This is a genomic window from Polyangiaceae bacterium (assembly GCA_015075635.1).
Classification (GTDB): Bacteria; Myxococcota_A; Polyangia; order Polyangiales; family Polyangiaceae; genus JADJKB01.
The window spans coordinates 619,574-641,346 of record JABTUA010000002.1; the positions used below are offsets into that span (position 1 = coordinate 619,574).

17 protein-coding genes and 1 pseudogene are annotated in these 21,773 nt (G+C 70.2%); 7 read left to right on the top strand and 11 right to left on the bottom strand.

Translation table 11 applies throughout. The annotated features are described in order from the left end of the window. Window positions 1-42 precede the first annotated feature (42 nt). On the bottom strand, window positions 43-1,962 hold the full coding sequence (locus HS104_19055; protein MBE7482063.1) for a hypothetical protein: 1,920 nt from the start codon (window positions 1,960-1,962) through the stop codon (window positions 43-45). A 68-nt stretch (window positions 1,963-2,030) separates the two neighbouring features. Between HS104_19055 and HS104_19060 the strand changes: the two genes are divergently transcribed. The 5 genes from HS104_19060 to HS104_19080 all read left to right on the top strand — a co-directional run bounded on the left by HS104_19060 (window position 2,031) and on the right by HS104_19080 (window position 7,995). Next, window positions 2,031-2,585 (top strand): hypothetical protein, encoded by a 555-nt coding sequence (locus tag HS104_19060; protein ID MBE7482064.1) that lies wholly within the window; start codon window positions 2,031-2,033, stop codon window positions 2,583-2,585. A 34-nt stretch (window positions 2,586-2,619) separates the two neighbouring features. Continuing rightward, window positions 2,620-4,011: a dihydropyrimidinase gene (gene hydA, locus HS104_19065; protein MBE7482065.1), complete on the top strand. Its 1,392-nt coding sequence runs from the start codon at window positions 2,620-2,622 to the stop codon at window positions 4,009-4,011. Next, complete coding sequence (locus HS104_19070; protein ID MBE7482066.1) at window positions 4,008-4,730, top strand: MBL fold metallo-hydrolase; 723 nt, start codon at window positions 4,008-4,010, stop codon at window positions 4,728-4,730. Before hydA ends, HS104_19070 begins: the two co-directional genes overlap by 4 nt. Window positions 4,731-4,849: 119 nt before the next feature. After that, window positions 4,850-6,274 (top strand): hypothetical protein, encoded by a 1,425-nt coding sequence (locus tag HS104_19075; GenBank protein ID MBE7482067.1) that lies wholly within the window; start codon window positions 4,850-4,852, stop codon window positions 6,272-6,274. A gap of 59 nt (window positions 6,275-6,333) precedes the next feature. After that, window positions 6,334-7,995: a hypothetical protein gene (locus tag HS104_19080; protein MBE7482068.1), complete on the top strand. Its 1,662-nt coding sequence runs from the start codon at window positions 6,334-6,336 to the stop codon at window positions 7,993-7,995. 74 nt (window positions 7,996-8,069) lie between these two features. Here HS104_19080 and gatD read toward each other — a convergent pair whose 3' ends face one another. The 4 genes from gatD to HS104_19100 are packed head-to-tail and all read right to left on the bottom strand — an operon-like array spanning window position 8,070 to window position 13,818. Next, on the bottom strand, window positions 8,070-9,455 hold the full coding sequence (gatD, locus tag HS104_19085) for a Glu-tRNA(Gln) amidotransferase subunit GatD (GenBank protein ID MBE7482069.1): 1,386 nt from the start codon (window positions 9,453-9,455) through the stop codon (window positions 8,070-8,072). Then, window positions 9,452-11,500: a Glu-tRNA(Gln) amidotransferase subunit GatE gene (gene gatE, locus HS104_19090; protein ID MBE7482070.1), complete on the bottom strand. Its 2,049-nt coding sequence runs from the start codon at window positions 11,498-11,500 to the stop codon at window positions 9,452-9,454. Before gatE ends, gatD begins: the two co-directional genes overlap by 4 nt. A gap of 30 nt (window positions 11,501-11,530) precedes the next feature. Further along, window positions 11,531-12,313, bottom strand: coding sequence for a hypothetical protein (locus HS104_19095; protein ID MBE7482071.1), 783 nt, complete (start codon window positions 12,311-12,313; stop codon window positions 11,531-11,533). A 5-nt stretch (window positions 12,314-12,318) separates the two neighbouring features. After that, window positions 12,319-13,818, bottom strand: a complete 1,500-nt coding sequence (locus HS104_19100; GenBank protein ID MBE7482072.1) for a hypothetical protein — start codon at window positions 13,816-13,818, stop codon at window positions 12,319-12,321. Between the two features lie 427 nt (window positions 13,819-14,245). Here HS104_19100 and HS104_19105 point away from each other — a divergent pair. Next, window positions 14,246-15,259, top strand: a pseudogene (locus HS104_19105) (hypothetical protein). 124 nt (window positions 15,260-15,383) lie between these two features. Then, window positions 15,384-15,572 (top strand): hypothetical protein, encoded by a 189-nt coding sequence (locus HS104_19110; GenBank protein MBE7482073.1) that lies wholly within the window; start codon window positions 15,384-15,386, stop codon window positions 15,570-15,572. Window positions 15,573-15,578: 6 nt separating this feature from the next. Here HS104_19110 and HS104_19115 read toward each other — a convergent pair whose 3' ends face one another. Genes HS104_19115 through crtY form a run of 6 tightly spaced genes read right to left on the bottom strand, consistent with a single transcriptional unit; the run spans window position 15,579 to window position 21,658 of the window. Further along, window positions 15,579-16,523, bottom strand: coding sequence for a MerR family transcriptional regulator (locus tag HS104_19115; protein MBE7482074.1), 945 nt, complete (start codon window positions 16,521-16,523; stop codon window positions 15,579-15,581). Next, entirely contained in the window at window positions 16,520-17,104 is a 585-nt protein-coding gene (locus HS104_19120; protein ID MBE7482075.1) for a hypothetical protein, read from the bottom strand. The genes HS104_19115 and HS104_19120 overlap by 4 nt, the downstream gene beginning before the upstream one ends. Further along, window positions 17,085-17,954, bottom strand: coding sequence for a phytoene/squalene synthase family protein (locus tag HS104_19125; protein ID MBE7482076.1), 870 nt, complete (start codon window positions 17,952-17,954; stop codon window positions 17,085-17,087). The genes HS104_19120 and HS104_19125 overlap by 20 nt, the downstream gene beginning before the upstream one ends. After that, window positions 17,951-19,456 carry a phytoene desaturase gene (locus HS104_19130; protein MBE7482077.1) on the bottom strand — a complete coding sequence of 502 codons (1,506 nt, stop codon included), beginning with the start codon at window positions 19,454-19,456 and terminating at the stop codon, window positions 17,951-17,953. Before HS104_19130 ends, HS104_19125 begins: the two co-directional genes overlap by 4 nt. Window positions 19,457-19,469: 13 nt before the next feature. After that, window positions 19,470-20,507 carry a polyprenyl synthetase family protein gene (locus HS104_19135; GenBank protein ID MBE7482078.1) on the bottom strand — a complete coding sequence of 346 codons (1,038 nt, stop codon included), beginning with the start codon at window positions 20,505-20,507 and terminating at the stop codon, window positions 19,470-19,472. Beyond that, window positions 20,504-21,658 carry a lycopene beta-cyclase CrtY gene (gene crtY, locus HS104_19140; GenBank protein ID MBE7482079.1) on the bottom strand — a complete coding sequence of 385 codons (1,155 nt, stop codon included), beginning with the start codon at window positions 21,656-21,658 and terminating at the stop codon, window positions 20,504-20,506. The genes HS104_19135 and crtY overlap by 4 nt, the downstream gene beginning before the upstream one ends. Between the last annotated feature and the right edge of the window lie 115 nt (window positions 21,659-21,773).

The window sequence follows — 21,773 nt, forward strand, 5'->3', positions numbered from 1 at the left end:
GGGAGCGTAGCGCGGGCGGAAGGGGCCCCGCCACCCCGAGCGTCAGAGCCCGTGGCGCTTGCCGTCCACGCCCACGACGAAGGTCTGGGACTGGGCCTGGTCACGCCGCTCACGCACGATGATCCGCCCCTTGTCGTCCAGGCGGACGTCCATCAAGTCCCCCTCCAGCGCGATGCCACGCACCAGCACTGCCTCCGACTTGCCGGGCTCGCTGAGCACGAAGTCCAGCGCTTTGTCGTTGGCCAGCACCCCGAGCGCACGCCCGCGCGACAGCACGCGATAGCCGGCGGCGCCGCCGAGCTTCAGCTCTCGCCAGGCGCCCGACTCGCCGGGCGACACCGGGCGGCGCACCAGCGCACGGCACGGCTTCTTCTCGGCGCACGCCTCGTGGAACAAGAGCGTACCGTCGGTGCCCACCGAGAACGGCCAGGTCGTCATCGTCGAATCGGACAAAGTCCCCTCATCTCTGAAGCTACCGCTCGAGTCGGCGGAGTAGAGCTTCACCCCCCCCGAGGTCGAGCAGATCAGGATGCCGAGACCGGCCGCGCTGACGATGCTCATCGGCCGGCAGCCGGCGGGCAGCTCCGCCACGCGCCGCTTGCCCGTGGAGTCGTCCAGGATGGCCACATGGGGCAAGCGCTCGAACGCACCGCTGCAAGTCTTCCCGGTGCTGCCCGCCGCGCAGCGCCCGTCGCGGTAGAGCTCGAAGCGCGTGCGGGTCTTGGTGGGCTCCGAGAGCGGCGGGCGCAGGCAGCCCGCGCCGCGACACGAGCCCGGGGTCGGATCGGTCGGACCGCGACCCGAGTAGCCGATGCCGCCCAGGCCGGCGCCGCTCAGTCCTCCGATGGCGCCGAACCCGGTGCCCCCCTCCTCCAGCCTGGCGAACATGCTCGAGTCGCCCGAGCTGAGCACGCCGAGGATCCCCGCCGTCTTGACCTTGGAGAGCGCAGCCGGCTTCGGGCAGCCGCGGCCGGTGCGGCGGTCCTTGGCTCCCGGCACCTTGGGCGGCGGCGGATCGGAGAGCGTGCGATGCGCCCCGACGACGAAGCCCTCTGGCGTCGTCCCGGTGGACAGGCTCGCGGTCCAGGACCGTGCGCTTCGAAAGCGCCAGAGCTCGTCGCCCCCCTTCGACCAGGTGCTGCCGTTCTCGCTGAGCACGGCCGTGCAATTCCAGACGTCCGACCAGATGAAGGCGCCGCTCCGGCTGATGCGCTCCGGCTGGAACGCCGAGCGCTGCCAGCTCTTACCGTCGTCGCGTGACAGGAAGGTGAGCGGCGTCTTCGCGGGTCCGCCCTGGACCGCCATCACCCCGTCGAAGCGCACGAGCACGGTGCGGAGCGTGCCCCACGCCGCGCTCTTGGTGACGGTCCAGCTCTTGCCCCCGTCCCGCGACAGGTGAACCTGCTTGCCGTCGCTGGCGACCAGGTAGTCGCCGGCCGAATCCCACACCACTGCGCCCGCGGGCGCCGTGCGCGCTTCGAACGCCTGCGCGCTCTTCGCCGCGTGGACGCTCGGAGCCGCGAGCAAGCGGCCGTCGTTCGTCACCACGAGCAGGCTGTCGCCGGGGCCGAACAGCACGCGCTTCGTCCCCGCCGGCAGCTCGAGAGGCCCCACCACGCCGCCCGCCTCGTCGAACCCGAAGTGCTCGCCCACCGAGCTCTTCGCGACCGAGGCGCGGTCCCCGGCGGCCAGGAGCGAGTCGTAGACGTACTGCTTGCGACCCTGGACCGGCGTCGGTGGATCGAGCCAGCGCGCACGCTCGCCCTCGACGTCCAGGACCACCGGGCCCGTCGGGGGCGGAGGCTCGGGATCCGGCGACTTCTCCGGCGGCGCGACCGACACGGTGGTCGGCTTCGGCGCGCGGGCAGGCGGCGGCGCCGAGCTGCACCCGAGAGCGAAGAGTCCGAGCGCCAGGGCGCGCATCGGCTTTGATACGTCGGTCGCCGTCCAGCCCTTCCTCATGGCTTCGCACCACCTACCACGTGGAGTGACGGTTGCGGGCTCTACCCGCTCGTGCGAGCGTTTCGGGCATGCGCATTCGAGCATCATTCCTGGTCGTCGCCGTCCTAACGGGGCTGTCCGCGTGCAGCAGTGACGAGTCGGACGGTGGCGGCACGTCCTCGTCGTGCGCCAGCGATCCGCTCAGCTGCGGAGCCGGGAAGACGTGCTGGGTCATCAGCACGAGCGGCAGCTACGACTGCATCGCCGCGACCACCGACAAGCCGCAGGGCTCGCCCTGCCAAAACACGGTCGGCGTGGCGCAGTGCAACGAGGGGCTGATGTGCTTCCCCGGACAGCAGGGCAGCCCCACGGGGAGCTGTGAGCCGTTCTGTGCCAAGGACGGGACGTGCAGCGGCGGCGCCGTGTGCGCGCAGGTCTCGCTGATCAACGCGCCGAGCGCGCCCGTGATCCGCGCCTGCGCGCCCACCGGTAGCGGCGGCACCGGCGGCATGGCCGGCAGCGGCGGCATGGCGGGCAGCGGCGGCAGCACCGGCGGCGCAGCCGGCAGCGGCGGCAGCACCGGCGGCGCAGCCGGCTCCACCACGGACGCCGGCAGTGACGCCAGCGACGCCGGCGCAGACTGATTCGATCTAACATCTCGACTTTGGAGCAAGAGCCATGAGCATTCTCATCAAGGGTGGGCGTGTCGTGACCTCCGCCGACGACTACGTCGCGGACGTCTTCATCGAGGGCGAGAAGGTGCACACCATCGGCAAGGACCTAGCGGTCAAAGCCGACGAGGTGATCGACGCCAAGGGCAAGCTGGTGATCCCCGGCGGTATCGATCCGCACACCCACCTGGACATGCCCTTCGGCGGCACCACCAGCGCTGACGACTTCGAGAGCGGCACCATCGCGGCGGCCTTCGGCGGCACCACCTGCCTGGTGGACTTTGCCATCCAGAGCAAGGGGGAGAGCACGTTGAAGGGCCTCGACGCCTGGCACGCCAAGGCCGAGGGCAAGGCGACCGTGGACTACGGCTTCCACATGATCGTGACGGACATGCCCGACGAGCGGCTGCCGGAGATGCAGAGGCTCGCTGACGCCGGCGTCACCTCGTACAAGCTGTTCATGGCCTACCCGGGCGTCTTGTACGTGGACGATGGCACGCTCTACCGCACGTTCCGTCAGGCCGGCGAGAACAAGACCCGCATCTGTATGCACGCCGAGAACGGCATCGTCATCGACGAGATCATCAAGGCCGCGGTCAAGGACGGCAAGCTCGAGCCGAAGTACCACTCTCTGACTCGGCCCACGCGCATGGAGGCAGAAGGCGTACACCGCGCCATCGCCATCGCCGAGGTCGCGAACGTGCCGCTCCACATCGTGCACCTCTCCTGCGCCGACGCGCTGGAGCAGGTGAAGCTCGGGCGCATGCGCGGCGTGGACGTGCAGGCCGAGACCTGCCCGCAGTACCTGTTCCTCGACTACAGCTACTACGAGAAGCCCAACTTCGAAGGCGCCAAGTGGGTGATGACGCCGGCCTTGCGCGAGAAGTGGAACCAGGACGTGCTCTGGCAGGGCCTGCGCATGGGACACCTGGCGCTGGTCGCCACCGACCACTGCCCGTTCTGCTTCAAGGGGCAGAAGGAGCTCGGGCGCGAGAGCTTCACCAAGATCCCGAATGGCGCGCCGGGCGTCGAGAACCGCATGACGCTGCTCTACCAGGGCGTCTTGAAGGGCCACTACGACCTGAACCGCTTCGTCGAGATCAGCTCGACGGCGGCGGCGCGCACCTTCGGCATGTTCCCGAAGAAGGGCACCGTGGCCGTGGGCAGCGACGCGGACATCGTGGTGTTCGACCCGGGCAGGAAGGTCACCATCAGCGCGAACGACCCCGAGACACACCACATGAAGGTGGACTACAGCGCCTACGAGGGCTTCGAGGTGCAGGGCTACCCGGACACGGTGCTCTCCCGCGGCCGAGTCATCGTCGAGAAGGGCAAGCAGCGCACGCGGGGCGGCGGGCGCTTCGTGAAGCGCGCGCTGGCGGGCGAGCTCTTGCGTTGACGCGCGTCGATTGCGTCCTGCCACGCGTGGCCAACGCCTGGCTGCTCACGGACGGCGAAGGGCGGCGCTTCCTGATCGACACGGGCTACGTGCTGGAGCGGCCGGCCCTCGCGCTGAGCCTGAAGCGAGCGGGCGTGGGGCGCGGGGATCTGACCGCCGTGCTGCTCACCCACCGGCACTCCGATCACGCGGGCAACGCCGCCTGGCTCCGCGACGAGTACCGGGCGCCGGTCATCTGCCACCACGCCGACGCCGTCACTCTTCAGGGCGAGGACGCGCGACCGCGGCTCGCGGGGCGCGGCTACGACCCGTTCCACGACACCTTGTGCCGGATCGAAGACGCCTTCCCCGCCAAGACGCCCGTGGACGAGGTGTACGACGAAGGCGACTGGCGCTGGGGCTTCCGCGTGATCCACGTCGGCGGTCACACCCGCGGCTCGTCGCTGCTCCTGCACCAGCCGAGCGGCACGCTGTTCACCGGAGACGCGCTGCTGAGCGGGCTGCCGGTGCAGCGCTTTCACACCCGCCTGATGCTCGCCGTCGCCGTGTTCAGCGAGGACGTGGAGGCCTGCCATCGGGCGACGCTGAGCTTCCTCGGCGAAGAGCCACCGGTGAAGGCCCTGTGCTCCGGCCACGGGCCGAAGGTGACCCGGTCCCTCGGCGACCGCCTGGCGAAGCTCCGCGCGGAGCACGCGCGCCCGAGCGCGAAGGCCAGCTGAGCGGCAGCCCAGGTTCCTACCGTCCAGTCGAGCTGGCCGCCGCCCGAGCGGGTGAGTGATCCAATTGGGAACACCTGACGCGAGCCCACTGTTCCACGGCCGCGTGATAGCCTGCGGTCATGGGTGGGGCTCGAAGGGTGTGCGCGGCGTTGATCGGCGTGACGTTGCTCCAACTCGCCGGAGCGTGCGGCCCCGACGATGACGCGGGCGGAGGTACGAGCGGAGGCAGCGGCGGAGCATCCACCGGGGGCAGCGCCGGCGGCGGGACCGCGGGCAGCGGTGCAGCTGGCTCGAGCGGGGCTGCCGGCAACGACGCTTCCCAAGGCGGCAGCGCGGGCAACGACGCCTCCTCCGGTGGCTACGCAGGGGCGGACGCCCCCTTGGGTGGCGCGTCCGGCGCCGGCGCCACATCGAGCGGCGGCGCGGGCGCAGACGCGGGGCCGGAGAGCGGAACCGGCGGCGACGCCGCCGCGAGCGACGCGACGGCTGACGTCGTCGACGACGCGCTGGATGCGTCGCCGCTCTGCGCGATGGGGGGACAGGCCTGCAAGGCGTACAGCGAGTGCTGCAGCGAGACGTGCTCGAACGGAACGTGTGGGACCTGCGCTGCGGAGTGGGGCAGCTGTACCAACAGCAGCGGGTGCTGCAAAAAGCCGGCTCTGACCTGCTACAAGTGGCAGTGCCGAACCTGCGCGAACGACGGCGCGAGCTGCTTGCTCGCCAGCGACTGTTGTTCGGGCCGCTGCTCGAGCGGCACCTGCATCGCTTGCGTGAACCTGACCGGCAGCTGTTCGAGCGCGTCCGAATGCTGCGACGGCGTGCCCTGCAACAACGGCAAGTGTTGCTGGTCGTTCGGCCAAGCGTGTCCCTCCGGCGGCTGCTGCTCGACGCTCTCGTGCTCGAGTGGCAAGTGCTGCTCTCCCACCCAAGGCTCGTGCAACGTCACCGGCGACTGCTGCAACGGCGAGCCTTGCACCAACGGGAATTGCTGCCGGCCCGTGGGCGCAAGCTGCCCCGGCTCGGGCTGCTGCTCGGGCCTGTCCTGCACCAACGGTAAGTGCTGCGCGCCGACCTTCGGCTCGTGCACGACGCAGGCCGACTGCTGCGGTGGCGCGCCGTGCACGAACGGGAAGTGCTGCCAACCGACCGGGGCGGCCTGCTCCGGGGCCAATTGCTGCACCGGGTCCTGCGTCAACGGCAAGTGCTGCGACCCCCCGGGGGCGACCTGCTCCGGTAACGTCGATTGCTGTTCCGGCTCCTGCGGCAGTGGCAAGTGCTGCATCGCCTCGGGCCAGACCTGCCCGTTCGCGGGGGCTCCCTGCTGCGACGCCGGCGCGACGTGCGGCGCCGGCGGCATCTGCTGCAAGGCGCTGGGCACGGCGTGCGCCGCGGACCAGGAGTGCTGCCCTTCGCTGCTCGGAGCGCCGACGTGTCAGGGCGGAAAGTGCTGCGCGAAGACCAACTCGCTCTGCTTGAAGGCGACGGACTGCTGTTCCGGCGCGTGCCAGCTGGGGGACGGCGCGGGGTTCGGTTACTGCACCTGAGCGCCGGCGGTCACTGAGCGCCACGCTCTGGAGCCCGCGACGGTGTAGACTCCGCGACGATGGGATTTTCGCTTCCTCGCGGCGCGGGCGCCGCGTACCTGCTCGGACTGCTCGCGCTGCCCGCGTGCTCGGATGACGGCGGCTACGATCCCCGGGCATCACTGCCCTCGGGCGGGACCACGGGGCAAGACGCCTCGGGCGCCGGAGCGGGCGCCGGAGGCTTGGCGGGTGAGGCCGGTTCTCTCGGCTCCGGCGGGGACGCGGGCTCCGGGTCCGGCGGCGCGGCCGGTTCGGCCGGCGACGCCGGCGTGTTCGACTCGGACCTCCCCGGCTGCGGTGACACCGTATGCTCGACGGGCGAGAGCTGCTCGAGCTGCGCCCAGGATTGCGGCGTCTGTCCGCCCGGCTGCGGCGATGGCGCGTGCAACGGGAGCGAGGCCTGCTCGAGCTGCCCCGGTGACTGCGGTGCCTGCCCGCCGAGCTGCGGCGACGGCGCGTGCAACGGGGACGAGACCTGCTCGAGCTGCGCGGGCGACTGCGGGGCCTGCCTGCCGACCTGCGGCAACGGCGCTTGCGAGGCGGGGGAGAGCTGCGCGTCCTGCGTCGCCGACTGCGTCGTCACGACCTGCCCGTCGCCGACCGGCGTGGCCGTGGGCGGTGGCCTGACGCCCATCGACACCTGCGCGTTCCCCATGACCGACGCCGACACCTGGGCGGCCAAGGACGCGATCATCACCAAGCTCGCAGCAGCGCTGCCGAAGCGTTCCGTCTCCTACGTCCTCGGCGACGCGAACCGAAAGGGCGCGGCGGTGTCGTCGGTGCCCGGGCTCTCGAGCGTGCATCGCGGCATGCGTTGGGACTCCGGCGACATGAACGTGAGCTACTGGATCCCGCAGGGCATCAGCGGCAGCGGCGACTCCGCCGCGGCTCCCATCGGCGGCAAGTCCGTGGTGTTGGCCAGCTGGTATTACGACGGCGCGTCGCCCGACAAGGGCGTGAGACTCGCCTTCGTGGACGTCGCGACGAAGAAGTACCGCTTCGCGCTCCTGGTCGATCCGTACATGAACGGCACACGCGCGGACTTCAAGGCCGTGGTGTCCCACGCCGGCGGGATCGCCTGGTACGGGAACTACCTGTATGTCGCGCAGACCTCGCAGGGCTTCCGCGTCTTCGACATGTCGCGCATCCTGCAGGTTGCCACGGACGCCGACACCATCGGCTACAGCTCGAGCGCGGGCGCTTACCGCGCGCACAAGTACAAATACGTCATCCCGCAGATCGGCACCTACCAGCACGTCTCGGCCTGCAGCCCGATCTTCTCGTTCACCGCCCTGGATCGGGCCACCTCGCCGCCCAGCCTGGTCTCGGGCGAGTACGTCTCCGGCAAGCCCACCGGACGCCTCTACCGCTGGGGGCTCGACCCGGCGACGGGACGCCTGGCCGGCGGAAAGAAGCTCGTGCCGAAGGAGGCGTTCTACTCGGGACAGAGCAGCATCCAGGGCGCGGTCCCCGCCTACGGGCGCTGGCTGCTCTCGTCGAGCGCCCCGGCGAACGGCAAGGGCGCCTTGTACCGCGTCGCGGTCGGCAGCTCCTCGACCCACGCCTGGACCAACTCGCCCGAGGACCTCTCCATCGACGTCTCCACCGGCGAGCTCTGGAGCCTGAGCGAAGCCAAGGGCGCTCGTTACGTCTTTTCGCAGCTGGTGACGAAGTACAAGTGACGCGCCGAGCTCGGGCTACTTGTCGAACTCGGGGTTACGGTGATTCGAGTAGCCGCTTCATGCTCGGCGCCGCCTCACTTCCAATGGCCCGCGACGAAGTCCTTGGTCTCCGGCAGACCGCCCTGGAGGATCAAGTAGCCGTCGTGGGGTTCCCGCGGCGTGATCTCGCCGGCTATCGACGTCTGCATCAGGCGCAGGACCTCGGCGTGATCGTCGGTGTGCGCCAGCACCCAGGAGAGCTTCATCAGCGCCGTCTCCGGCAGCATGTTGTCGAGGGGCACGACGCCGAGATCCATCAGATCTCGGCCCGTGTCGTAGACGAACATCTGGGCGAAGCCCCAGAGCGTCCGCACCGTCATGACCACGTGGACGCCGGCCTCCTGCGCGCGACGGAGCGCCGGGTAGAGGGGCTTGTTGACGTGGCCCAGGCCGGTGCCGGCGATGACGATGCCGCGGTAGCCCTTCTCCACGAGGGCGTCCACCAGGTCCGGCTTCATGCCGGGGTAGTAGTAGAGGATGGTCGTGCGGTCGTCGTAGACCGCGTCCACCCGGACCTTGCGCGCGCGATCGCGCTTCACGTACTCGGCGCCGAGATAGCTGATCTCGTCCCCCACCATCGCCAGCGGAATGTCGCCGAGCGTGCGGAAGGTGGAGCGATACGAGGAGTGCATCTTGCGGCATCGAGTACCGCGGTGGAGCAGCGCGTAGCGGTCGGAGGTCGGCCCGAACATGCAGATCACGACCTCCGCGATGTCGCCGGAGCCCGCGGCGCGCACGGCGTTGATCAGGTTGCGCGCAGCATCGCTCGAGGGGCGATCGCTCGAGCGCTGCGAGCCGACCAGCACGATGGGCACGGGCGTGTCCTGCACCATGAAAGACAGGACAGCCGCCGTGTGACCCATGGTGTCGGTGCCGTGCCCGATCACGATCCCGTCGGCCCCCGCCTCGATCTCCCGCCCCACTGCCCGGGCCAGCTCGAGGTACTGCTCCTTGGCCATGTTCTCGCTGAACACGCCGAAGAGCTTCTTGGTGGTCAGGTTCGCCAGCTCCGCCAGCTCCGGCACGGCTCCGTACAGCTCGCCGGGCGTGAACGCGGGGATCACCGCGCCGGTCCGGTAGTCGAGGCGGGACGCGATGGTGCCTCCGGTACCGAGCAAGGTCACCTTGGGCAGATCGGGGCGCGAAGGGAACTCGCGCTCCGGGATCTTGTAGACGGCCTCCTTGAAGCCGACCTCGCGCACGCTGCGCAGCCGATCGACGTGCAGCCCGACGTTGTAGCCGGTCTTCATCTTGATCACGACGTGCTCGTCGTCGAGGTTCTCGCTGCGCGGCAGGATCACGCCCTCGAACACGCTGCCCAGGTCGTTCGTCGCCACGACGTCGCTCCAGACCCGGACGCCGAAGCCCGAGAGCCGCTCGCGCGCTCTGCCCTTGTAGCCCTTCAGCTCGTCGTCGCTCATGCTCGGGCTTCTCCCGTCACGAGGGCCGGGCTCTCCAGCGCAGTCTGGATCGCCTGCGCCACGCGAACCGCAGGGACGCGCCCGCGCAGCGCCGGCATCGAGAGCTTCAGCGCGAAGCGCAACACGCGCCCCGGCTCCGCGTCGTGCGCCGAGGCGCGGGCGCGCTCGACCTTCGGACCGAGCGCTTCGCGCCAGCCCGCCGGCTCCGTGCCGAGGGCGCGCTCGGCGATCAGCTCCGTGAGCGGTCGCTCTGGCGACGCCACGAGCTCCCGGCAGAGGTCCGGCAACGCTTCCCGGAGCACGGGCCGCGATCGGAGCAGACGAAACAGCTCGGACCAGCGCTCGGGCTCGATCCGCTCCACGGGCAGGCCCGCGCGCGCGAGCCCTTTCAGGCGCTCGCCGAACCAGAAGCAGGCGAAGCGCAGCTCTGCCTCCGCTTCGCCCACCACGCGATCGACGAGGTCGGCTCCCCCGCGCCGGATCAGGTAGTGCCGCGTGGCCTCCGGCACGCCCGCCGCGGCGTAGCGCTCGTCCCGCTCCCAGGGGCGCGGAGCCAGACGCGTGGAGAGGCCCGCGATGCGCTCGCGCGAAAGCCGGGTCGGTGGCGAGTCCGTGTCCGGGTACATGCGATCGGGCCCCGGCAAGATGCGCTCGAAGTCCGTGCTGCCGTCGGCGAAGGGCTGGCGCGTCTCGTTGGGCACGCCGTCGGTGGCGTCGGCGTAGCGCAGCCGGATCTCCTCGACGGCCGTGCGGGTGTCTCGCTCCGGTCCCCACACCAGCACCAGCGAGTCACCCGGGCAGGCGCCGGTCCGCTCGCGAAGGGCCGCGAGGCGCGCGTCGCCGAGCTCGGCGGGCCAGTCCTCGGAGTGCAGCAAGATCGGCGGCTGATCGAGCCCGGCGATCACGCGGACGCGACCCGCGAGCTCGTGGGCGAAGGTGCGCGCCGGCTGGGTGGGCCAGCTCAGCGTCCCCGCGAGGCCGACCAGCTTCGCCGCCATCACCCGGAAGGTCCCCTCGCCGAGCTCGAAGCCCGCGCGCCGCTGCTCGCTCGCGACGAAGCGCTGCCAGCCGTCGGCGCGGAGCAGCGGCACGCCGTCGGCGAACAGCTCCGTGACGTCGTGAGCCTCGACCCGAACGGCGTCCGGCGAGCCGATTCCGCGGCGCCCGAGCTCGTCGCGGAGGCGCAAGAGGTTCACCTGGCGCAGCGCCTCGCCGTGGACCAGGCGTCGGGCCCAGCCGGCCTTGGGCACGCCCTTGATCTCCACGCGCCGTCCGCCTCGCACCGAGACGTTCACGTCTTGACGGCTCGCCCCGATGCCGACGCGGACGTGGCGCGTGGAGCGGCACACTCGGCCGACCAACAGGATGGCCTCGGCGACCTCGTCCGGGGTGCGCAGGTCCGGCCCCGTCACCGTCTCGATCAGCGGCATTCCCAGCCGATCCGTCCGCCACACGATCAGGTGACCCCGGTCCGAGACCTCGCGGCAGGAGTCCTCCTCGACGCTGACCTGAGTCACCGAGATCTCGCGGCCGCGAAACGGGATCTTGCCGTTCACACCGACGATGGCGGTGCGCTGGAAACCCGTCGGGATGGAGCCGTCCAGGTACTGCTTCCGCGCGATGTGCACCTCGTCCACGATGTCGCAGCCGAGCATCAGGCATTGCTCGATGGCGATGTCGAGCGCTTCCTGGTTCACCAGGAAGGGCGGCGTGTCGTCCATCTCGTAGGTGCAGGTGTTCTCACGGTTCAGGAGATAGACGATGTGCTTCCGCGTCTTGAACTCCATCAGCGCGGTGCCGTCGTAGACGCCGAGCTCCGAGAGCGTGGGGCGCATGTGCCGGAGCACCGTGCCGTCGTGCGCTTGGGTGTACCGCCCCGCCGGACAGTTGCAGAACAGCTTGCGCGAGGTCTGGAGCTGCTGGTGCACCTCCAGCCCGGAGATCAGGCCCACCTCGGCGTAGTCGAGGTGGTCGTCCTCGGGGCTCCGCGGCCGGATACCGGCGACGCGCGGCCAACGCGGCTCGGGGGCTTCGGGGTCGGTCACAGGGGGGCGCGAAGATAACACGGCGTCATTTCACAAGCTCGCGTCCTTGCAGCGCTCGATGCCGGAGCGGAAGCTCTTCTCGATCACGGCGCGCCGCTCCTTGTCCGGCAGCTTGTCGAGGCCGGCGCTCGGGAACTCGTCGCTGTAGACGACGAACGCCGCCTTGCAGTCACCGGCCCGGGCCAGGCAAGCCGCGCCGGTGTGGAACAGGGCCTTGGGCGAGGAGTTGATCTGCGAGTCGTCGGGGCCGTTGGGCGGGACTCTCGGCAACAGCTCCTTCACCCGCTTCACGTTCGCGGCGCAGTCGGACCGCGTGGTGATGTAGGCGCCGTCCGTGAGCTCGCGCAGCGCGCGCAGCAGGCGATCGCGGTCCGTCTCGTCGCCGCCGCGACAGCGCATGCTGGCGACGCCCTCGACGCTGGTCCGGGCCAGCTCCGGCGCCATGTTCATCTCGCGCACGTAGTAGTCGGTGAGCGCCTGCTTGCCCGCCTGGCAGCGGCCGGCCAGCATCTCGCACTGGGCGCGGATGGCCACGAGCGTGCTCTCGAGCTTCGGGTCGAGCGCTCTCAGCTTGTCGAGCTCTTCGAGGCAGCCCTTGCCGTCGTCGTGCATCATCTTGCGGTTGGCGGCCTGGACCGCGACCGCCACGTCACCGAGGGGCGTGCCGGGACCAACTGGCGCCGCCGTGGGCTGCGGCTCGGGCGCAGCTATCTGCTGCGGCTCGCCGGGAGTCGCGCTCGCGGTCGGCTCCGGCGCCCGCGACTCCCGCTGGCAAGCGGCGAGCGCGAGCGCAGCTAGGCACCAGAGCCGCACGCGCCTCACTTCTTCTTGCACTTCTGGTTCGACGCCTCGAAGGCCGAGCGCATGATCTGCTCCTTGAGGTCGTCCTTGGTGTTCTTGAGGGTCTCGGCCGGGTAGCCCTCCTTGTACATCTTGTACGCGGCGTCGCAGTCGCCAGCCTTCACCGCGCAGCTCGCGGCCATCACGTAGGTCGTCTTCGGACCGTGGACGATCTGCGTGTCGTCTTCGTCCTTGGGCTTCACGGTCTTGAACAGGCGTTTGGCGGTCTCCCAGTTGGTCTTGCAGTACGCCAAGTCTTTCTTGTTCACGCCCGCCATGGTCAGGTTGTGCATGGCCTGGAGCAGCGTGTCGCGGTCGCTCATCTTGCCCTGGCAGTGCAGCTTCGCCAGTGCCTCGACGTGGGCGTCGAGCTGCTCGGGCGACTGATCGCCCTGCATGACCGCGAGGCCCTTGGTCGCCATGGCCTTGCCGGCGTCGCACTTGCCGGCGACCATCAGGCACTGCGCCCGCAGGTAGTGGGGGAAGCCGCTCTTCGGCTCGCTGGACTTGTCTTTCGGGTTCAGCTTGTCGTGCGCGTCGAGCTCGGCCAGGCAGCCCTTGCCGTCTTTGGCGGTGAACTTGGCCTGCGCGCTCTTGAAGCGCTCGCCGGCCTCGCCCTTGGCCTCGAACTTCGCCTCGAGCTTCGCCGCCTTGTTGAGCGAGGCGTCGGTTTCCGGGGCCTTCGCGGCCGTCTTGTCGGGGTTCTCGCCGGTCTCGATCTTGCGCAAGGTGAGCCGAATTGGGACCTTGCAGCCCTGAATCTCGGTGGCGGTCTCGCTCTTGCAGGTCCCGAGGTCACCGCCCTGCTTGTCGGCCTTGGTGCTCTTCTTGCTGCTGCCGCCGGCGCCGAAGCCGTAGAGCGACGCCTCCGCGCTGGCGGTCGTGTCGGTGACGGAGCCCAGGGCGAAGGCGCCCAGGTTGTAGCCGTAGACGAAGTGCGTCGCGCCCTTGCACCCGGGCGTGCTCTTGACGTCGCTGAGGTAGACCGCCGGGCGCGTCGAGCTCCGCGTGCCGGCGACGTAGTACTCCATGCGGAACTGCTCGCCGCCGGAGACCCGACCGCCCAGGCTGGCGACGCCGAGGGGCAGGTTCGCGTAGAGCTCGGCCTCGCTCTTGATCTCCATCTTCTCCAGCGAGCCGCTCGTCCACTCCGTCGGCTTGTAGCTGCCGAAGGAGCCGCGCACCGAGTCGTCCTTGCAGCTGTCGAGCACGGTGAGCTTGCAGCCCTCGTATTTGACGAACACGACGTCGTTCGCCGCGATGGACTCGAACTGGGACATGTCCGTCGCGTCCCACTCGATGATGAACGGGCGCTCGTGGTTCTCGGGGTTGCAGGCGTTCTTGCCGGCGAAGGTCTCGCCCATCAGCTTGCTCTGCCCGGACTCGCGGCTGCCGCCGGCCCCAGGGGCTCCGCCCGGACCACAGGCGGCGGAGAAACCGATCAGCGCGACGAGCCCGAGATAGGGGATCTTGTTCATGGCATTCCTTCGATTTTCAGCGCGGCGAGGCTCCCACCGCGCCGGCCCGCCTTCAAGGGCCGCCTCAATACGCGCCGAGTCGTGAGATACTTCCCCCCGGAGGTCGAGCATGCGGCGCGCTTGGGCGGTCTTGGCGGTGGCGGGCGTGGTCAGCGGTTGCGGCGGCGACGGCGCCGGCGGGTCGAGCGGGACCGGCGGCTCGAGCTCGGGCGGCTCGAGCTCGGGCGGCTCGAGCTCGGGCGGCTCGAACAGCGGGGGAACCAGCAGCGGCGGCAGCGCCGGCTCGAGCAGCGGTGGAGCCAGCTCTGGCGGCAGCGCCGGCTCGGGCAGCGGCGGGACCTCGAGCGGCGGGACCTCGAGCGGCGGGGCCGGCAGCGGCGGTGCGCCAGCGGGTGGCGGCGCCACGGGCACCGGCGGCAGCGGCGCGACCAGCTCTCAGAACGGCCCGCCTGCGGGGAACCCGGACGGGAAATGTTCCGACCCGCTCCCGAGCGGCGCCGGCCTCGAGAGCGTCGCCTCACCGACCACGGTAGTGGGGACCGGGACGGCGGCGAGCTGCACGTCGCAGGCGTTCGTGGACGCGGTGGCCAAGGGCGGCGTCATCACCTTCAACTGCGGCGCCGACCCCGTGACCATCACGCTGACCCAGACGGCGAAGATCTTCAACGACAAGGGGCCGAAGATCGTCATCGACGGCGGCGGCAAGGTCACCCTCTCCGGCGGCGGCAAGGTGCGCATCCTGTACCAGAACACCTGCGACCAGGCGCAGAAGTGGACGACCCCGACCTGTCAGAACCAGGACCACCCGCAGCTCAGCCTCCAGAACCTCACCTTCGTCGACGGCAACTCGAAGGGCGAGACGAAGGAAGGCGGCGGTGGCGGCGCGGTGTTCGTGCGCGGTGGGCGCGTGAAGATCATCAACTCGCGCTTCTTCAACAACGTGTGCGACGACGTGGGCCCGGACGTGGGCGGCGCGGCGGTGCGCGTGCTGAGCCAGTACCAAGGCCTGCCCGTGTACGTGGTGAACAGCACCTTCGGCGGCGCTTCGGGCTACGGCAACACCTGCTCGAACGGCGGCGGCCTCTCCAGCATCGGCGTCTCGTACACCGTGATCGACAGCCTGTTCTCCCACAACAAGGCCATCGGCAACGGCGCCAACCCGGCCAAGGCCGGCACCCCGGGTGGCGGCAGCGGCGGCGCCATCTACAACGACGGCAACACCTTCCACCTCACGCTGTGCGGCACGAAGATCGTGGACAACACCGCGAACGAGGGCGGTGGCGCCATCTTCTTCGTCAGCAACGACAAGACCGGGACGATGACCATCAAGGACTCGTTCCTGAGCAACAACAAGAGCGGCAAGTTCGAGACCCAGGGCTTCCCGGGCATCTTCGTGCTCGCGAAGAACCCGCCCACGGTCGTGAACTCCACGCTTCAATAGGCCCCTGCTCGGGGCGCGGCGCCCCGATTTCTTGGCCCTGGCCTGCGATGCGAGCGATGCCGGGGACGTGACTGCCCGAGCTCTGCATTCGAGCCCCGACCTCCCGCGCGATCCTTCCGTGGTCGTGCGCGACGCGTCCGGCGATCGGACACTCCGCCCCCCGCCCGTCAGCCGGCGCCGACTGCGCGTTCAGACGCTGCCCGGCCTGGGTGAGAGCGCGGACGAGTACCGCGCCTCGCTCCTACCCGTGGCGGCGGACGACTTCAGCGCGGTGGACGAGCTCCTGGCTTCGTTCGACTTCCCGGCGGACTGACTCGGCTCAGCGCCCGCGGCCGGCGCGGCGACCCGTGGTGGGCGAGACTCGCCCGGAGAGCCAGCTCTCGAGCTCCGCCAGATCGGCGACGCGGACGACCCCGCGGGGCAAGCTCGTGAGGCTCTGGGCAGAGTGTCCGCCCAAGACCAGGGTCGTGTGCGGCGGCAGCGCGGCGTCGAGCTCGGCTATGAACGGCAGGGCGATGGCGCCATCCAGGCTCACGCACGAGAGCAGCACGGCGTCGCTGGCGCTGCTCTTCACCGCCCGGACGACCTCGGCCACGGGCAGGTTCGGCCCCAGATACAGGCTGCGCCAGCCGCTCATGGCCGCGGTCACCGCCGCCATCAGCGCGCCGAGCTCGTGGTGTTCTCCGGACGGCGTGGTCGCCACGGCGCTCGGCGCTCCGCCGTCGGGAGCGAACAGGCGCAGCATCGCGCCGAGCTGGCTCCGCACCATGGCGCTGGCGGCGTGTTCGTGCGCGACGTGCAGCTCGCCTTCCTGCCAGCGGGAGCCCAGCTCGTGGAGCAGCGGCACCAGCACCTGGTCGATGAGCTCGCGTCGCGGCAGCGCCAGCGCCGCGCCCGCCAGGGTCTGCTCGGCCAGCGCCAGGTCGAGCCGCTCGATGTGCTCGAGGTAGCGCTCGACGAGCGCGAGCGCAGGCTCGGGCGCCGGCTCGCTCTTGGGCTCGTCGTGGAGCGAAAGGAGCTTCGCGAGCTCCGGCGCCGGCAGACGGGCTACGTCCCCGATGCCGTGCCCCAGCCCGAGCAGCCGCTTGATCATGCGCAGGCGCTGCACGTCCCCATCACTGTAGAGGCGATCGCCACCGTCGGAGCGCTGGGGCTTGAGGGTGCCGTAGCGACGCTCCCACACCCGCAAGGCATGGGTCGAGATCCCCGTCAGGCGCGCCACGGCTCCGATGCGATGGCGCGGTGTTTCGTCGTCGGTGGTCATTTCAGCCCAGAGAGCGCCTGAACGGTCTCCGCGACCCCAGGATAGCCCGCGAAGAACCAGCTCCACCAGCCCATCATCATGGTGCTGTGACCGATCAAGATGCCGACGTGGCTCCACATCTCGACCCGGTCGGCGTGCCGGCCGGCGTAACGCCGCCAGTGGAAGACCTCGTCCACGATGCTGTAGAAGAACGACAGCACGGTCAGCACCATCGCGGGGATCCACAGGGCACGAGGCGCGTGGTACGCGGCGGCGAGCAGCACCGAGCTGCCGATGCCGCAGAAGATGGTGATGCCGTGGACCAGGCCCTCGGCCTTGCTGATCTCCTCGCGGTACACGGTGCGGTGCCCGATGGTGTCGATGCTGATGGAGAGGGCGAAGATCACCGCCCCGAACGGCACCATCCAGGCCTCCGCGGGGTAGCGCACGCCGCGGCTGTGGCCGAACAGCAAGAAGCCGCCGGTGGAGAAGACCAGGCCGAGCATCAGCCCGACCCAGCCCACGTACACGCTCCAGTCGATACGCTCGAACTGACGGATGCGACCGACGTAGGTGACGACCTCAGATGGGAAGGACGTCATCGGGGTACCTCGCGATGGGCAGCGCGCGGAGCGGGGCGCGCGGAGTGAGCAAGCGGCGGGGGAGCTCCAGCAGGCTGGACAGCGCGGCGCGGGCGCACAGGAGCAGCTTCTTCCAGCGCGGCACCACCGCGCGGCTCCCGAGGTCGAAGCGCCGCCGCCGGATCTCGCGCCCGATGGCGGCGTACACCAGGCCTGCCGTGCGCACCGCGAAGGCGCTGCGCGCGTCCAGCGCCGAGAGGCCGCGCCGACCCGAGTCGTAGAAGCGGTCGGCCTCGCGGAGCAGCCGCTCCGCCGCGCGCGCCTCGGACGCGGAGCCGAGCTCGGCGGGCAGGTACACACGGCCGCGACCCCGGTCCTCGCGCACGTCGCGCACGATGTTGGTGAGCTGCATGCCCATGCCCAGATGGGCTGCGTGACGCAGCGCCCGCGGGTCGGAGACGCCGAGCACGTGGCACATCATCAGCCCGACCACGCCGGCCACTCGGTGGCAGTAGAGGAGCAGGTCGTCCAGGCTCCGGTAGCGGAAGCCCTCGGCGTCCATGCGCATGCCCCGGAGCAGCTCCGCGGGGTATTCGCGGGGGATGCCGCGCGCCCGAACGACCTGCTGAAAGGCCGAGAGCAGCGGGTTCGCCTGGACATCCCCGGCGTAGACCGAGTCGAGCTCGTGCTCCAGGCGCCGGGCCAGCGCCGGCGCCTCGTCACTTCGGCCGAGGTCGATCAGATCGTCGGCGTAGCGGCACCAGGCGTACAACACCGCGGCGTCCTGGCGGCGCTCCTCGGGCAGCAGACGCGCCGCCAGCGCGAAGCTCTTGCTGTGGTGCTCGAGCACCGCGAGCGCGTCGCCCTTCACGCCGCCTGCTCCTTGGCGAGATCTTCCAGGATCACGGCCAGCGTGGCCTTCGCCGAGTTGATCACCCCGGGCAGGCCCGCGCCCGGGTGCGTGCCCGCGCCCACGATGTAGAGCCCGGGGATCTTCGGGTCGCGGTTGTGCGGCCGGAACCACGCGCTCTGCGTCAGCTTGGGGGCCACCGAGAAGGCCGAGCCGTGGAAGGCCGAGAGCTCGCTCTGGAAGTCCTGGGGGGTGAACCAGCGCTTGGTGACCACGTGCTGGCGCAGCTCCGGCATCAGGCGCTCGAGCGAACCCAAGATCTTGTCGGCGTAGGCCGGCGCCTCCTTCTCCCAGTCGATGGGCGCGTTGCCCAGGTGCGGCACCGGCGACAGCACGTAATACGCGCCGCAGCCCGCTGGCGCCAGGGACGGATCGGTCACGGTCGGCGCGTGCAGGTAGAGGCTGAAGTCGTCCGGCAGCGTGTCGCCGTCGAAGATGTCCCGGAGCAGCCCTTCGTAGCGCGGGCCGAACACCACCGTGTGGTGCGCGATGTCGTAGCTCTTGTCGGTGCCGAAGTAGAGCACGAACAGGCTCATCGACCAGTCGGCCTTCTCCAGCTTCTGGCGCGTGCGCTCCGCGCGAGCGTCGCCGGCATAGAGCTTCGCGTAGGTGTGGTGGAGGTCGGCGTTCGACACCACCAGATCGAACGTCTCCTGCCCGCGCTCGCTCGTGACCACGTGTACGGTGCGCCCGGCCTCCTCGCGGAGCTCGATGCCGCGCACGGGCGTGGAGAGACGGAGCTCGCCGCCGAGCTCCAGGTAGAGCCGCACCAGGGCTTGGACCAGCGCGCCGGTGCCGCCACGCGGGAAGAACACGCCCCACTTGCGCTCCAGGTAGTGGATCAGCGTGTAGATGGAGCTGGTCTCGAAGGGATTCCCGCCCACCAGGAGGGAGTGGAAGGACAGCGCCTGGCGCACGTGCTCGTTCTGGACGAAGCGCGCGACCGTGGCGTACACGCTGCGATCGGCGCGCAGCATGGCGAGGTCCGGCGCCACCTTCAGCATGTCGAAGAAGCGCAAGAAAGGCGTCGCTGCGAGCTCCTCGTAACCCTTCTCGAAGACCTTCTTGGTGTAGTCCACGAAGCGCAGGTAGCCGTCGGCGTCCGCGGGGTTGCGCGCGCGGATCTGCTCCAGCATCGCCTCGGAGTCGCCCACGTAGTCGAAGGCGTCGCCGTCGCTCCAGGCAAGCCGGTAGAACGGCGTCACCGGGAGCATCTCCACGTAGTCCGCCATGTTGCGCCCGGTGAGCTGGAACAGCTCCTCGATGCACTGCGGAGCCGTGATCACCGTGGGACCGGCGTCGAAGGTGAAGCCGTCTTGCTGGTACACGTAGGCGCGCCCGCCGGGCTTGTCCCGCGCCTCGAAGAGCACGCTCTGGACCCCCGCCGCTTGCAGGCGAATCGCCGCCGCGAGCCCGCCGAAACCACTGCCCACGACTGCTGCGCGGCGCGGCCGCGCGTGCATTCCAGAAATTCGTTCAGCCATAGCTCCTCCCGAGCAACTCGATCTCTGCCTTCACGTCCGCGAGCGCCGGCACGTGGCCGACGACCGCTTCCAACTCGACGAAAGCCCGCGCCAGGTGGCGCGACACCACCTCGCGTCCGCTCCGTCCGATCAGCTCGCGCAGCTGCTCGGCGAGGAGCTCCGGGTGCGCGTCGCGGCGGTGAACCTGTCGCGCCAGCAAAACCAGCTTGGCGTAGTGCATCGGGTCGAGCTCCCGCGCGACCCAAGCGAAGGGCCAGGTGGGTCGCCCGCCCAGCAGGTCTTCGTGGCCTTTGTGACAGCGCGCCTCGCTGACGATTCCGCCGAGATCGTCGAGCATCTGAAGGGCCATGCCGAGCCGCTGCCCGAAGCTGCCGAGCGCCGCGACCAGGGGGCGTGGGGCGCCGGCGGCGACCGCGCCGAGCTCGGCGCCGAGCTGCATCAGCGCTCCCGTCTTGAGGCGCGTCGTCACGCTGACGACGCTTGGCACGTCGCGCTGGGCCAGGTCGAAGACGCGCGTGGAGAGATCCAGAGCCTGGCCCTGGTGCGCGCGCAGGAGCGTGCGGTCCACCAGCCGCCGCACCCCGAGCTCGATGGGCGGCGCCAGCTGCATTCGCTCGATCAAGGCGTCCGGCCAGAAGTAGAGCCAGGAGCCCGCGTTCAGCGCCCGCGGCAGTCCCCACTTCTTGTGCAACGCGAGCTCGCCGCGCCGGTAGGTCGAATCGTCCTCGATGTCGTCCACGATCAGCGACCCGGCGTGCAGCACCTCGACCACCAGCCTGAGCTCGGGCGGCGGAGCGCCGCGCTGTCCGGCCATCTCCCAGGCCAGGTCCACCAGGCGCGCGCGAAACTCCTTGCCGGGGCGCGACAAGAAGTCCGCCAAGGGAGCGTAGAGCGACTCGTCCCACACGGCCCAGGGCAGCTTCTCGCCAGCGAGCGCGAGCACGCGTTCGAGCTCCGCTTCCGAGAACTGCTCTGCGAGCGCCTCGAGGACGGGTGGATTTCGGTCGATGACTAGCGCGGTGTTCGTCATGCTGTGGCTCCGGTTTCGAAGGCGAGGCGTACGGACAGACCGCGGGGCGGCCGGCCGCACAGGATGCGGGCGCGGTCCGTCGCGGTGGTGCTCATGGCGTAGAAGCGAGCGATGGTCGGCTCGGGCAGCGCGTAGAAGCGCTCCAGCACGTTCCAGCGATCCTCCGGCCGAAACGCGCCGAAGAGCAGCCGATTCAGGAAGGCGAAGAAGCGCTGCTGCTTGCCGTGCTCTCGGCACAGGCGCTGCCACTCCGGTCCGAACGGGCTCCTGCCGAAGCTGCTCGCGAGGTGCAGCGCCACCCGCACGGCGGCAGGGAACGAGTAGCCGGTAGTCGGGTGAAACCAGCCTCCGCCATAGCCCGCCTGCAGGGGTAGCTCCGAGCGCGGCGCGCCCATGGAGCGGGCCGGGATGGGCAGCACGCCGGTCTCCTGTCGGGCGATCGCCGAGATCGCGAAGCCGCTCCGCGCCGCGTAGCCCAGCACCTGAGCACGAAGCTCGGGAGCGTTCAGCTCGGGTGAATCGGAGTAATAGGTGTCCTCGACCAGCACGCGCCGCGGGTCGAGCGGCAGGACGTAGAAGAAACGGAAGCCGTCGGTCTGCGGCACCCGCGCGTCCATCAAGACGGGGTGGGTCAGCCCGTGCGGCGCGTCGAGCTCGAGCTCGAGCCCGAGGAACTTCTGGTAGGCGACGCGGTCGCCGCACGCGAACCGCTTGGGGCCCCGCGCGTCCACTACCAGCTGGGCCTCGAGGCGCCGCCCGTCGCCGAGCTCGATGCCCCTCGCGTCGATGCCCACCGCCGGCGAGCGGGTGAGGAGCAGCGCGCGCGGGCTCGCGCGGAAGCGCTGCTCCACCACCTCCGCGAAGCGCTCGCTGGTGACGGCGGCGTACGCGGTGTCCACCGAGCGGCTGCGGTTCGGGAAGAAGACGTCGTAGCGATCCCAGCGGGCCGCCACCAGCGGCGCCACCAGCTCGGCTCCGTCGCCCGAGAGGTCGCCAGCGTGGAAGCACCAGGTGTGGTTGCCCCCGAGGCGGGGTCCCGCCTCGACCAGCGCGACCCGAGCTGCCGGCTCTCGCCCGAGGACGGCAAGGGCTGCCAGGCCGCCTTGGAGGCCGCCGCCGAGGATGGCGATGTCGAAGTTCTGCGCGGGCATGTCTTGATTGTGTCTAGATTATTGGAGCACGGATTGCGCGTGTCAAGGGACATGTCTAATTTATGTCTACTATGATGACCGATGCACTCCCGCGCTCAGCTCCGACCGGAGCCTG

Excerpts from the sequence above, each read along its gene's own strand:
- HS104_19055 (MBE7482063.1), bottom strand. The coding sequence starts at position 1,962 with ATGAGGAAGGGCTGGACGGCGACCGACGTATCAAAGCCGATGCGCGCC.
- HS104_19060 (MBE7482064.1), top strand. The coding sequence starts at position 2,031 with ATGCGCATTCGAGCATCATTCCTGGTCGTCGCCGTCCTAACGGGGCTG.
- hydA (MBE7482065.1), top strand. The coding sequence starts at position 2,620 with ATGAGCATTCTCATCAAGGGTGGGCGTGTCGTGACCTCCGCCGACGAC.
- HS104_19075 (MBE7482067.1), top strand. The coding sequence starts at position 4,850 with ATGGGTGGGGCTCGAAGGGTGTGCGCGGCGTTGATCGGCGTGACGTTG.
- HS104_19080 (MBE7482068.1), top strand. The coding sequence starts at position 6,334 with ATGGGATTTTCGCTTCCTCGCGGCGCGGGCGCCGCGTACCTGCTCGGA.
- gatD (MBE7482069.1), bottom strand. The coding sequence starts at position 9,455 with ATGAGCGACGACGAGCTGAAGGGCTACAAGGGCAGAGCGCGCGAGCGG.
- HS104_19100 (MBE7482072.1), bottom strand. The coding sequence starts at position 13,818 with ATGAACAAGATCCCCTATCTCGGGCTCGTCGCGCTGATCGGTTTCTCC.
- HS104_19115 (MBE7482074.1), bottom strand. The coding sequence starts at position 16,523 with ATGACCACCGACGACGAAACACCGCGCCATCGCATCGGAGCCGTGGCG.
- HS104_19120 (MBE7482075.1), bottom strand. The coding sequence starts at position 17,104 with ATGACGTCCTTCCCATCTGAGGTCGTCACCTACGTCGGTCGCATCCGT.
- HS104_19130 (MBE7482077.1), bottom strand. The coding sequence starts at position 19,456 with ATGCACGCGCGGCCGCGCCGCGCAGCAGTCGTGGGCAGTGGTTTCGGC.
- HS104_19135 (MBE7482078.1), bottom strand. The coding sequence starts at position 20,507 with ATGACGAACACCGCGCTAGTCATCGACCGAAATCCACCCGTCCTCGAG.
- crtY (MBE7482079.1), bottom strand. The coding sequence starts at position 21,658 with ATGCCCGCGCAGAACTTCGACATCGCCATCCTCGGCGGCGGCCTCCAA.